9 protein-coding genes are annotated in these 12,139 nt (G+C 56.6%); 5 read left to right on the top strand and 4 right to left on the bottom strand.

All coding sequences use genetic code 11. The annotated features are described in order from the left end of the window. Positions 1–75: 75 nt before the first annotated feature. Positions 76–1,104, bottom strand: a complete 1,029-nt coding sequence (locus GS630_RS20995) for a GlxA family transcriptional regulator (protein ID WP_171621195.1) — start codon at positions 1,102–1,104, stop codon at positions 76–78. A gap of 105 nt (positions 1,105–1,209) precedes the next feature. Here GS630_RS20995 and GS630_RS21000 point away from each other — a divergent pair, with 105 nt between their 5' ends. Further along, positions 1,210–3,684 carry a CoA transferase gene (locus GS630_RS21000; RefSeq protein WP_171621194.1) on the top strand — a complete coding sequence of 825 codons (2,475 nt, stop codon included), beginning with the start codon at positions 1,210–1,212 and terminating at the stop codon, positions 3,682–3,684. Positions 3,685–3,693: 9 nt separating this feature from the next. Further along, complete coding sequence (locus GS630_RS21005; RefSeq protein ID WP_171181943.1) at positions 3,694–5,322, top strand: N,N-dimethylformamidase beta subunit family domain-containing protein; 1,629 nt, start codon at positions 3,694–3,696, stop codon at positions 5,320–5,322. A gap of 393 nt (positions 5,323–5,715) precedes the next feature. Here the strand turns inward: GS630_RS21005 and GS630_RS21010 are convergent, their stop codons facing one another. Continuing rightward, complete coding sequence (locus GS630_RS21010; RefSeq protein ID WP_171181941.1) at positions 5,716–5,865, bottom strand: hypothetical protein; 150 nt, start codon at positions 5,863–5,865, stop codon at positions 5,716–5,718. 367 nt (positions 5,866–6,232) lie between these two features. Here GS630_RS21010 and GS630_RS21015 point away from each other — a divergent pair, with 367 nt between their 5' ends. The 3 genes from GS630_RS21015 (at position 6,233) to GS630_RS21025 (ending at position 10,616) form a co-directional block, all read left to right on the top strand. Further along, on the top strand, positions 6,233–7,765 hold the full coding sequence (locus tag GS630_RS21015) for a phospholipase D family protein (protein WP_171621193.1): 1,533 nt from the start codon (positions 6,233–6,235) through the stop codon (positions 7,763–7,765). Between the two features lie 71 nt (positions 7,766–7,836). After that, positions 7,837–8,115 (top strand): cupin, encoded by a 279-nt coding sequence (locus GS630_RS21020; protein WP_171181937.1) that lies wholly within the window; start codon positions 7,837–7,839, stop codon positions 8,113–8,115. Continuing rightward, positions 8,115–10,616 carry a cation:proton antiporter gene (locus GS630_RS21025; RefSeq protein ID WP_171712226.1) on the top strand — a complete coding sequence of 834 codons (2,502 nt, stop codon included), beginning with the start codon at positions 8,115–8,117 and terminating at the stop codon, positions 10,614–10,616. Before GS630_RS21020 ends, GS630_RS21025 begins: the two co-directional genes overlap by 1 nt. Before the next feature lie 160 nt (positions 10,617–10,776). Here GS630_RS21025 and GS630_RS21030 read toward each other — a convergent pair whose 3' ends face one another. Next, complete coding sequence (locus GS630_RS21030; RefSeq protein ID WP_171621192.1) at positions 10,777–11,802, bottom strand: adenylate/guanylate cyclase domain-containing response regulator; 1,026 nt, start codon at positions 11,800–11,802, stop codon at positions 10,777–10,779. After that, positions 11,795–12,136 carry an Hpt domain-containing protein gene (locus GS630_RS21035; protein ID WP_171712227.1) on the bottom strand — a complete coding sequence of 114 codons (342 nt, stop codon included), beginning with the start codon at positions 12,134–12,136 and terminating at the stop codon, positions 11,795–11,797. The genes GS630_RS21030 and GS630_RS21035 overlap by 8 nt, the downstream gene beginning before the upstream one ends. Positions 12,137–12,139: the final 3 nt, after the last annotated feature.

The following is a 12,139-nucleotide window of genomic DNA, read 5'->3' on the forward strand; positions in this document are numbered from 1 at the left end:
GGTTGTCTTGTCTCAGGACGTTGATTTCGCGAAAACCTCGGCCATCCAATCAAGGCTGGTGGTTTTGACGCAACCTCAATTCAAACGTACTCTACCAGCAGCCAAGCGCAAACGAGGACCATGTCTGATCCTGAACACAGAAATGACTCTGCCGTGGACGCCCGCTACGGGGGGGCTGCCGGTTCTCCTTCGGATCGGCTGGCCATATTGCTTTTGAAATGCCCTGCGCAGCCCCGAGCCTGAAGAAAAGCCGCAGCGCAGGGCGATTTCCTCGATGCTCAGCCGGGTGTGTGTGCTCAGATCACGCGCACGTGTCAGGCGCATGGCCTGGTAGTGCCGTCCAGGGGACACTCCGAGTTCTTGGTGGAACAGGCGCGCCAGACTGCGTTCAGACATGTTGGCGCAGGCCGCAAGCTCGGCCAGAGGCAGGGGTTTTTCCAGCGTGTCAGCCATCCTGGCGGACAGCATACGCAGCTTCTCGGAGCCGAAGGCGCGGAGCCCATGCAGCGCGGAGCCGGAAAGTTGCGCAGTTGTGTTGTCCTGCAGGAACATGGCCGCCGCCTCTTGCGCAGCGGCGGCCCCGAAGTGGCCAGTAATAAATTCCAGAATCAGATCAAGCGCGGTTGCCGCACTGCCACAGGTCCAAAACCGCCCATCTTGCACAAACCGGTCAGGTGATACCGCAGTGGCCAGAAAGCTTTCAGAAAACTCGTCAAAGAGCTGCCAGTGAATGGTTGCCCGTCGACCGTTAAGCAACCCCAAGGTTGCCATCAGCCATGCGCCAGTGTCTGCTCCGATCACCACTCCTGACCGCAGCAGAGGGCGCAGCTGCCGTGAGAGTTGTTTTTCTGCGGCCTCTTTGCGGAAGTCATCCCCGCCTACGATTAGCGTCAGGTTGGCCGCTTCCATGTGTTTAAGGCAGTCGTCTGGCGCAACCCGAATGCCGCTTGAGCTGGTCACAGGCGCGTCATTCACCGTCAGAATTGTCCACCGGATGTCTGCCCCACCGCTGTCGCGCACAACACGCAGAGGTTCCAGCAGGCAGGCGAGGACGATGTTGGAGAACCGCTCCGACAAAAGAACTGTGATGGTGAGTGGAGCCATCTTGGCAGAATCCGCGCGTTTTTTGGCAATATTGGTTCGGCGGCTTCGGAAACGCAATCGTAACGTCAGTTCAGTGCTAGAAGCCCGACAAGGAGATAGGTTGATATGACGACACGGCCCCTTGACCACATCCGTGTGCTTGATTTTGGCCAATATCTGGCTGGTCCCTTGGTCGGCATGATGTTGGCCGATATGGGGGCTGACGTGATCCGCATCGACCCGCCCGGTGGGCCGCGGCTGAAGGACCCCGCCACCGACATGCTGTCGCGGGGGAAAACTGCGGTGACTTTGGATCTGAAAACCGAGGCGGACCTGAGGACGGCACGCGAACTGGTCGCGCGCGCTGATGTGGTGATCGAAAACTTCCGACCCGGTGTGATGGAGCGGTTGGGTCTGGAGCCTGAGGCACTGCGCGAAATCAACCCGCGCATCGTGTCGCTGTCCTTGCCAGGCTTCGCCTCGACAGACCCGGCTCTGGCAGATCTGCCAGCCTGGGAGGCCGTAATCGCTGCGCGTACTGGGCAGTTCACTGATATGGGCCTGAACCGGCGATTGATGGGGATCAACCCGTCCTTTACTCCGCTGACGCTTGCTTCGGCTTATGGGGCGGCATTCGGCGCAATGGCGGTTCAATTTGCGCTGCTTGCCCGGAACCGCAATGGAGGAGAGCACATTGAGGTTCCGCTGGCCTCTTCGCTGCTGGAGGGGTTGGTCTACAACTGTGAACAGATCGAGGATTACCCCGAACGTTACAAATCCCCGCGTGAGTTAGAGCTTGACCGGCGTGCGGCCGAAGGTCTGTCCATGGACCTCAGCTTTGGTGAGCTGGAAGAGTTCCTGGATCCGTTCTACCGCACTTATACCTGCGCGGACGGGCGTGGGTTCTATGTCGTGGCGGGCAGCGTCAAAACACATCCACGTCGGGTGTTGGAGACGCTGGGCCTGAAAGAACTGGCGGATGAGTTGCCTGATTTCGATGCTTATCTGGATACGGTGGACTGGCCGGATGACTGGTCCCTGCGCAACTACCCCGTTGGCGACCGGGACCGGGCGCGCGTGTCAGCAGCCATGAAGGCTGCGTTTCTGACCAAGCCCTCGCAAGAATGGGAGGTCCTGTTTGGCGCGGCCAAGGCGCCAGCCACGGCGCAACGATTTACCAGGGAATGGCTGGCGGATCCTCATGCGCTGGCCTCAGGTTTGGTGCTGGAGGTCGACGACCCGCGCCATGGTGCCATGCGGCAGATGGGGAACGTAGCGTGGTTGGCCGGAGATGAGGGTGCCTTGGTCAAACGTCCGGGGCCGGATTCAGATAGCGCCCCTTTGACCGACATCCTGGCTGAGGCTCCCCGGACGGGAAAAGGCGGCGACAGCGCGGGAGGCTGGCTCGACGGGTTGAAGGTGCTGGACCTGACCAACGTAATCGCCGGTCCGACCATCGGATCGACCCTGGCCCGCTTCGGAGCGCAAGTGACGTCCGTGCAGCCGGTGGAACCTTCGGTTGATCCCTGGAACACTGTCGTTTTCGGTTTGCATGCGCATCGCGGCAAGGAAAGTGTCCTGTTGAACCTGCGCTCAGAGGATGGGCAGGTGGCCTTGCGCAAACTGATCAAGAGATCAGACGTGATCACCATGAACGGCACTGACGAACAGCGCGATGCCTTGGGTTTGGGTGAAACGCAGCTTGCAGCCATCAACCCGCGCCTGATTCTGGTACAGCTTGACGCCTTTGGCGGTCCAGCACGCGGTCCGAAATCTGATCACCTGGGCTACGATGACCTGGCTCAGGCCGCGACCGGGGTCATGGTGCGTTTTGGCGGTGGTATGCAAACGCCTGAAGAACACGCGCACTTCGGAACCATCGACGTATTGACCGGGTTCTGTGCCTGCGTAGCTCTGGGGGCGGCACTTCTGCGGCTTGAAAAGACCGGCAAAGGCGGCATTGCCCGTGCTGCGCTGGCCGGTGCGGGAAATCTAATACAGGCGCAATTGATGTACGATTTTGACGGCCGTGCCCCTTTTGATGAACCTTCAGGACGCGAGGCCTTGGGCTGGGGTCCGTTTTATCACTGCTACCGGGCTGCAGATGATTGGATGTTTTTTGCGGCCCCCACCGAGGAACGAGGCGCGCTGATGCGCGTGCCGGAACTGGCTGACCTGGCCAAGATACCTGAAGAAGAAATGGTTGCAGCACTTTCAGACCGGTTCGCAATTCACGACGCGGCTCACTGGGCGCAGGCTTTTGCCGGAAGTTCTGCCACAGCAATGCCGTTGCGATCGCTGCATGAAACCCGCGATGCGGTTTTGCAGCCTGAGAGTGAGGGGCAAATCGACCTGGCGGGGAATACCTTTAGCGTGATCCGACACAACCAGCATCCGATGGGCCGCTGGTGTGATCTGGTGGCGCCAAATGCGGTTCGTCCTGCGCGCGCGGCGATCGCGATCCCTGGGCCAATGCCCAAATACGGATCCGACACACGTCGGATTCTGAACGAAATCGGCTTCTCTGGCGACCAGATCAAGGCAATGATCACTGCTGGAACAGTAAGCGAAAGCTGGTCCGAAAAATATCTGCCGGAATAGGATGGTGAGATGACACGCTCGGAAAGGCCAGGCCCTGCCACGACGCCCCGCACGCGGGCCAAGGCGCGGCATATCCTGGACAACTATTATATCGGTCCGGCGCGCGATGACGCAGTGCTTGAGATCTGGGGGTATACCGACCGGATGACCTATGCCCCAGGTGACACAGTGACGTTGCGGGTGTCGACCACCGCAGCGCAGTGGAACGTGGAGATGGGACGCGACGGACTGCGTTATGAACCGCTGCTGTCCGAAACCGGGCTAACCGGCGTGCATCAGGACACGCCCGTCGAGTGTTCCGTCAGCGGTTGCGGGTGGAAAGGTTCCTATTACTTCACCATTCCGGAAGGCTGGCGCGAGGGCGGCTATCTGGTCACACTCAGCGCAGAACGCGATGGAGACCGGGTTGAAGAACATCACCTGTTCCTGCTGCGCCGCGCGGCCGAAAGACCCCCGGCGCCGTACCTGCTGGTCTGCGCAACAGGCACTTGGCTGGCCTATAACTGCTGGGGTGGCTCGAACCATTACGAAGGAATCCACGGACCCGAAGGCAATGAATTCTCACCGGTCGTTTCCACCCAGCGCCCGTGGACGCGGGGGTTCTGCAAACTGCCCGAAGGCGCCCCCCGCGCGGTGCCCGAGGCTCCGCATGTGCCCGGCGGCATGGTGCGATATCCCTACATGGAATGGGCCTATGCCTATGGCTATTCCAAGAAATACGCTTCCGCCGGCTGGGCCAGTTACGAACGCCATTTCGCGCGCTGGGCCGAGGCGCAGGGTTTCGAACTGGACTATGCGACCCAACATGACCTCGACGCTGATCCAGAGCTACTCAGCCGCTACAAATGCGTGATTTTCGTGGGTCACGACGAATACTGGTCCGCCAATATGCGTCATGCGGTCGACGCCTATGTTGATGCAGGCGGGCGGGTCGCGCGGTTTGGTGGCAACTTCCTGTGGCAAACCCGGATCGAGGACGAAGGCCGCACCCAGATTTGCTACAAATACAACGCCGAACGCGATCCTCTGATCGGAACCGATCAGGCGCATCTGGTCACGGCGGCGTGGGAGGTGGACCCGGTGAACTGGCCGGGAGCCCAGACTTTCGGCGCAAACGGGCTGAAAGGCGTCTATGCCGGCCTGGGCCGCTGCGTCGGCCAGGGCAGTGGTGGTTTCACGGTCTACCGGCCCGAACATTGGGCGTTCCAGGACACGCAGTTGGGTTATGGCGATCAGCTGGGCGCGGCCTCTCGCATCTTTGGCTACGAAGTCGACGGGGTGGACTACCGGATGGAGGACGGCTTGCCCTTTCCCACCGGCAGCGACGGGGCGGACCCGGCAATCCAGATACTGGCCCTTGGGCTCGCCACCAATGTGGAACCCGCGCATGGGGTGTGGGGCGAAACAGTCTATATCGGCGACGACGACGCGCAGTTCAAAGCGCAGACCGTTTTTGGCGAGATCACACAGGACTCGTTGGACCGTAGCACCCGCGGTAACGGCGTGATCCTGCATTGGGCGCGCGGCGAGGGAGAGATTTTCAACGCCGCCACCTGTGAATGGGTCATGGGCCTCACCCGGCGGGACTGGCAGGTCGAACAGATCACCCGGAACGTGTTGGAGCGGTTCAGGTCCTGAGCCTAAGGCCGAACCATCAACTCTTCCGCCTGACCCGCAACTCAGTCGACGAAGGCCTCGGCCTGCAGTCTGGCGCCAGAATTCACCTGCAGAAATAGCCCCGGTTCGAACTGATCGATTGCGTTCCGACGCCGTCAAGCCGCCACTGGTCAAGGAACTTGTCAATAAAGGGAAAAAGCCGATGGCGATGCCCCGTCTGTAACCCGCCGCCTCCCGAACCATATGGGGTTTGTCAGCACTTAGCCTCGCTCGGCAAAGTCGGTCGGAGCGCCGACCGCGTTCAGCCAGTGACGCCAGGTCGAGCGGTCGCGTTAATGGATGTGCGGAAGCGCCTCTTTCCAGAACGCCTCGCCGATCTGGGCGCCAAGCGCAGCGACCGGGTTGGCCTTGGTGTCAAACAGCGGCTTGGCGTCTTCCAGCGCGGTTATCCGATGGCGCCGCGTTCAGCGCCTGGGTGGCGCGCAAAAAGCTCAGGCTTTCAGCGGCGTCGTGGAAATAGACCAGCGCGCCCAGATAAGAGAGGCCTTTTAGATCGGGCAGCACGTGCGCTCCATAGGTGAGCTTGGCTCAACCACCTGTGTTGAATTAGAATTTATCAAACAAATTCGAACGGGACCTTGTGGTGGGCAGGAAACCCACAGGGAACAGAGCCACATACCGCGGCTTGCGGCGCAGAATCCGGGGTGGGGTCATTTCTGTTCTCTTGGTGAGGCATTGCTCCCGTCCCCACTTGGCTGATGTCAGAGTGCGTTTGAAATGGGATAGAGTCAAAATCGCGACTCCAGAGGTCAGCGACAAAACTCCTGCGAATACAACACCGGCAAAAGAAACAACCAATGGCTTCAAAGAACAAACTTGCAATCGCGTGCCCCGTCGTAGTCACCTAGGGCATGGGTTTTGGAGGATGTCGATGGCGCCGTGGAAATTCGTGGTTTATCTATTCTGCACGGTTGCACTGGTCGCTTGTGCCCCCAAAACACGTACATATGAAAAGACAGTGACGGCTTCGCTGCCAGCGAGTGCAAATACAACTTTGGGACAGGCAGCCAACCGGCTTGGCGACACCAAAGACGGTCGGTCGGGTGTCAAGCTAATCAGTGATGGGGAAGAAGCGCTTGTCTCTCGGCTGTTGATGGCCGCTGCAGCCGAGCGAACAATTGACGCACAATATTACCTTCTGCACGACGACCCCACGGGCCACCTATTCGCAGCCAGTCTGTTGCAGGCAGCAGATCGGGGTGTTCGTGTCCGGCTTCTGCTGGATGACATGGATACGTCCAGCTATGACGCGATGACCGCCGCTTTGGACAACCACAAGAACATAGAGATCAGGCTGTTCAACCCGTTTTGGAGGGATCAAAGCCTGCTGATTGCAGGGCTGACAGATTTCAAACGCATCAATCGCAGAATGCACAACAAGTCCATGACGGCTGACAACGTGTTTACAATAGTGGGTGGCAGAAACATCGGTGCCGAGTATTTTCTGGCACGGAAGGAAATGAACTACGCAGATTTGGACGTATTGGCAGCAGGTCCTGTTGTAAGTGAGGTCTCCCGCAGTTTCGATGCGTATTGGAACAGCGAGTTCGCCGTTCCTGCGCGTGTGGTCGTTGGTGAACCTGAAGAATTTGATCTTGGTGATGCGCGCCGCATGTTGAATGAACTGGTCGAGAAAGCGAAGCAAACGCAGTACGGCGCGGCCCTCAGAAAGTCAGCAAAAGAGAATTTTGCGGACGGAGCCCTATCATTGGATTGGTTGCCCGCAAAACTGTATGCTGATCCGCCTTCAAAAGCCGCAGGTCTCGAGAACTCAGATCCAATTCTTGCGTCTCAATTGCTTCCGTATTTCGAGAATGCCAGCAGTGAAGTGAATATCGTGTCCGCCTATTTCGTGCCGCGCAACAATGGTGTGAAATGGCTGACCGAACTAGAAAGCCGCGGTGTCGACGTAAAGGTTGTAACCAATTCCCTGGCATCTAACGATGTCGCACCCGTTTATGCGCACTATGCCAAAAAACGCCGAGCACTATTACGCGGTGGAGTAGAACTCTACGAGCTACGGCCTGACGCCTATCAGGTCCAACGCCGCGGTATCAACTGGGCTCAGTCCAGGTCGGGCTTACATTCCAAGGCATTCGCAGTTGATGACCGTTACTTGTTTGTGGGATCGTTCAACTGGGATCCGCGTTCTGTCAACATAAACACGGAAATGGGAATTCTGATAGATTCGCCGACCTTGACCACGCAAACCATGGGTGTTTTGGACGAGGCGCTACCCGCATACACTTATAACGTGACGCTAGAGCAAGCTGGTCAACTAAAATGGACGACAAGAGGAGAGGATGGCAACGTTCTCGAATATCGATCAGAGCCGACGGGGTCGGCCTGGGATCATATAGTCGCCGGATTTCTAAGTATTTTACCAATCGGGTCTCAGCTTTAGTTTTTTTGATAGATACTCTGACGGCTTGCCGACGTAATTGGGGAAGCGGCTGCACTTGAAAAGGTTTTACCGTGAAGGATTTCAACCACTATGCTGGTGAAGCTGGCGAGAGTCATCGGCAAGATGTCGAAGCCAAAAACGAAAGGTGGCGCTTTGCTCTATCCGCTCAGGCAATCGAATTTTCAGAACCTGTATCCTACAAGAACCCCATGTTCTTAAGGATAAAGTCTGTATGGAATGAAACATTCCACGTAATGCCAGCTCCCCAAGGACTGATGAATCTTACGGGGGTGATCCGCGTGAGCGCGAATGAAAGCGTGCCTCGTGACATCATAACAGGCGACGTTTGATGGACATTGTTCTTGTAACAACAGTGGTTGCTTCGCTTTTCGTGGTTATCGGCCTTGCCGAGCCAGTTGCGGCACGCCTTCAAATTCCATACAGCGTCGTTCTTGCGGTTCTAGGCATCATAATTGGTGTTGCCGCGACCTTTTTCCTTCAGACTGATCTGACGGAAGTGATGAACCCGGTGGCGGAAGCAATCCTCGGGTTTCCAATCCGCGCGAATGTGTTTCTTTACATTTTTTTGCCCACGCTACTCTTTCAGGCGACGTTGGGTATGAACTTGCGACGTATGCTGGACGACTGGGTGCCGATACTCGTTCTGGCTATTGTCGCGGTATTTGTGGCGACATTCACCGTTGGGTTTGCTCTTGCGGCAGTTAGTTCCCTTCCTACCGTTGCTTGCCTGCTGCTGGGCGCCATCATTTCAACGACGGACCCATCGGCGGTTGTTAGCATCTTTCGCTCGATTGCCGCCCCGCAAAGACTGGCGCGAATAATCGAAGGCGAGAGCCTTTTGAACGATGCAGCCGCAATCGCCCTATTTGGACTGTTCATAGGATTCGTCATGGTCGGCGCGCCCGACCCGCGACCGCAAGATGCTTTGGTTCAGTTTCCGTTACTTTTGGTTGGGGGGGCTGTGACAGGATGGGTTCTCGCGCGTTCCAGCTTATGGTTGATGAACTTGATTGAAGGTTTCGAGCTCGCTCAAATCTCGATCTCCATTGCCTTACCTTATCTGACATATGTCATTGCAGAGCAGAGTGTCGGCGCGTCGGGTGTAATCGCGGTTGTTGTGTCTGGGATCACATTGAACCTATCTGCGCCCGGCCGACTGACCCCCCAAGCTTGGACAAGCCTCACAGATGTATGGGACGTTCTTGCGCATTGGGCCGGAGCTTTGATCTTCATTTTAGCGGCGCTTTTAATCCCCAAACTGTTAAGCGGTGTTCAGTGGACAGACTTTGTGCTGATCTTGGTTGTGATTGTTGCCGCAGTTGCCGCGCGGGTCTTCATTCTGTTTGGTTTTCTGCCATTTTTGTCACTCGTACGTGTTTCACCACTTGTGGAACGTCCGTTTCGTTACGCAATACTCTGGGGCGGTATGCGAGGTGCGGTGACGCTGGCATTGGCGCTTGCTGTCACCGAGAACAATCAAGTCGCCGCCGAGACGCAACGCGCCGTTGGTATCCTCGCGACGGGTTTCACCCTATTTACCCTGATCGTTCAAGGGCCGACTCTCAGGCCCTTCATACGTCGCCTTGGGCTCGATAAGCTTTCATCAGTAGACGAAGCCTTGTCCCGCCAGGTTGTTGCTGTGTCGCTCCAGACAGTTCGGGAAGATGTGGAAAAAACAACTGCGAGCTACGAACTGAATCCGGAAATCATCAGGTCTGAAGCTGTTCAGTTCGGGCAAAGACTGGAAACAGAGGTTCGCTCGGCCGAAGAGCGCAAAGACATTCTTGACCGGGACCGCGTAACCCTGGGCCTCCTTGCCCTGGCAGGAGCGGAACGAAATTTTGTTCTTAGCCACATGCGCGACAGATCACTTTCTATTCGACTGGCCGAAAAGGCGCTTCTGGATATTGACCGGCTTATTGAAGCAACACGCTCGCAGGGCCGCACGGGATACTTGCGAGCGGCACGTCGCACTGTGGACTACGGACGTTTGTTTCGCATTGCCGCTTTTTTAAACAACAAGCTCCGGCTGCAAACACCACTTGCCCGTGTGACCGCGCACCGTTTTGAAGTCTTGCTTGCACAACGCCTCGTTCTGCGGGACGTTTATCGGTTTTTAGAACGACGCATTCGCCGAATACATGGGCGAAGGGTGACGGACATTCTAAGGGAGCTTGTTGATCGGCGCGCAGAATATGTCGATACAGCTCTTGACGGCCTTCAGCTTCAGTACCCGGGTTTTGCAGAAGAAGTTCAGCGTCGTTTCATTCGCCGAATTGCTCTGCGGCTGGAAGAACGAGAGTACACCGAAATGTTCGATGAAGGGCTCATAGGTGCAGAACTCTACTCCGTACTCTTGAATGATGTTTCCGCGAAACGTGCAAAGGAAGAAGAACGCCCAAGGATCGACATTGCACCGCGGGCCACCGAGCTTGTAAAACAATTGCCCGTATTCTCAGACGTGGATCCCGCGAGGCTTAGAAAGCTCGTCCGCGCTTTGAAGACGCGCTATGTTGAGGCAGGCGAAGTTGTCATCCAAAAAAACGCTCCGGCGCGAAGCGTGTACTTCATTGCGTCAGGAGCAGTTGAATTGGAGATGGGCGGCCAGAGTTGGCGGTTGGGTAGGGGTGAAATTTTTGGGCAAGCTGAATTATTGCTCCGCCAAAAACGCCGCGCCTCCGTCCAAGCGATTGTACCCACGACCTTATTGGTTTTGGATGAAGAAAAATTCCGGAGGCTTGTTAAGCGCAGTAAGGCGTTGCGCGAAGCCGTACTTTCGAGCGCCGCAAACCAAGGTGTCGAACTGGAAAAGCTTCTTGAGCCGAAGTAACGCCCAAGTTTTCGAATTGCACGAAGTCCTAGCTGATGACGCTTGGACAGGTCTCGATAGTTACCTGTCTGCTAAACCCGTGCCGGTGTGCTCATGGCGTTGCTTCATAAATTTTGAGTTCATTGAATAACGGAGTTCACCCACTGCGCTGCGCGAATGGTCAAAGCGCATGAATATCGATCGGATCAGAGAAACCTTTGATCCTGGTGCCACCAAATGTCTGCAACACGTCAGCCCCTTCCAACAGATCGAAGGTTTCTTGATCAATCAACATCCGGCTTCCGGTTTTCTGCGTTTCTGCTTCCAGGCGCGCAGCAAGGTTTACGGTCGATCCGATACAAGTATACGTCGCCCGGTTGTCTGTCCCGGCATAGCCAGCGACGACTTCGCCGGTCGCTATTCCGATACCGATCTTTAGGTCGCTTTTCTCTTCTGCGCGCCGTTCGAGATTTAACATCTCGATCATGTTGTGCATTTCATGTCCTGCCGCCACTGCACTTTGCGCCGAGTTGGTCAGGGGCTGCGGAACTCCGAAAAGAGCCATCAACCCGTCACCCAGCATCAGGCTGACAATCCCGCCATTGCTGGTAACTGCCTCGAACATCAAGGTGTAAAAGGTGTTGAGCAGGTCAATCGTATCCTCAGGAGCGAGGTTTTCCGACAAGGTCGTAAAGCCGCGAATATCACAAAATAGAACCGAAGCATTGGCGCGCTTACCACCTATGGCAAAGCCAGATTCCTGTAGGTCTTGGGCCACCTCAGTTGTTGCAAAACGCTCTAGCAGTCGCTTTTGTTCGTCCCTGAGTCTTTTCTTTTCTAGGCCGCTGGAGACGCGCGCACTGAGAAGTGTCTTGTTGACTGGTTTCGGCAGGTAGTCTTCGGCACCCAATTCAATGCAGCGTACGACATTGTCGAGTCCCTCAACAGACGACGTCACGATCACTGGCAAATCCCGCAGTTCGGTGTCCGATTTGACAGCTTCAAGAACCTGGAAACCGTCCATTTCCGGCATCTCGATATCCAGCAAAAGCAAGTCAAATGGCTGACCAGACAACATCTCCATAGCCACTCGGCCGTTTTCCGCGACCGATGCTTGGTGGCCCAAGAGCTCTACGCTGCGAGATAAAAGCAAGCGATTGACCTTGTTGTCGTCGACGATGAGCAAATGACCGGGGGCGTCAGACATCAATCAGGCTCCGTAAGGCAGTAGCTGCAGTGGCGAGGGCGGTCTCTAAAGCGGCAGCGTCTGTTAAGTCTCCGGCTTCGGGCAATTCTCCCTGTTCGACTTTCCGGGCCAGTTCGGCAAGAGCCGTCGCACCGAACGTGTTGGCGTTCGACTTGATAGAATGTGCAGCACGGCGGTATCGGTCGGCATCGGCTTCGTTCGCGGCCGCTTTCAATTCGCCAATCATACTTGGCGCTTCGTCGAGAAAGGTGTTCACAAGCTCTGCTGCAAACTCTTCGCCTGTGGCGTCCTTTAGCTCCATGAAGATTTCATGATCAATCGGGCTGTCTGTCATGGA

Source organism: Ruegeria sp. HKCCD7303 (genome assembly GCF_013111185.1).
Lineage (GTDB): Bacteria > Pseudomonadota > Alphaproteobacteria > Rhodobacterales > Rhodobacteraceae > Ruegeria.

Coding starts and splice junctions, on each gene's coding strand:
- GS630_RS21035 (WP_171712227.1), bottom strand. CDS start 12,136: ATGACAGACAGCCCGATTGATCATGAAATCTTCATGGAGCTAAAGGAC.
- GS630_RS21005 (WP_171181943.1), top strand. CDS start 3,694: ATGACACGCTCGGAAAGGCCAGGCCCTGCCACGACGCCCCGCACGCGG.
- GS630_RS21000 (WP_171621194.1), top strand. CDS start 1,210: ATGACGACACGGCCCCTTGACCACATCCGTGTGCTTGATTTTGGCCAA.
- GS630_RS21015 (WP_171621193.1), top strand. CDS start 6,233: ATGGCGCCGTGGAAATTCGTGGTTTATCTATTCTGCACGGTTGCACTG.
- GS630_RS21030 (WP_171621192.1), bottom strand. CDS start 11,802: ATGTCTGACGCCCCCGGTCATTTGCTCATCGTCGACGACAACAAGGTC.
- GS630_RS20995 (WP_171621195.1), bottom strand. CDS start 1,104: ATGGCTCCACTCACCATCACAGTTCTTTTGTCGGAGCGGTTCTCCAAC.
- GS630_RS21025 (WP_171712226.1), top strand. CDS start 8,115: ATGGACATTGTTCTTGTAACAACAGTGGTTGCTTCGCTTTTCGTGGTT.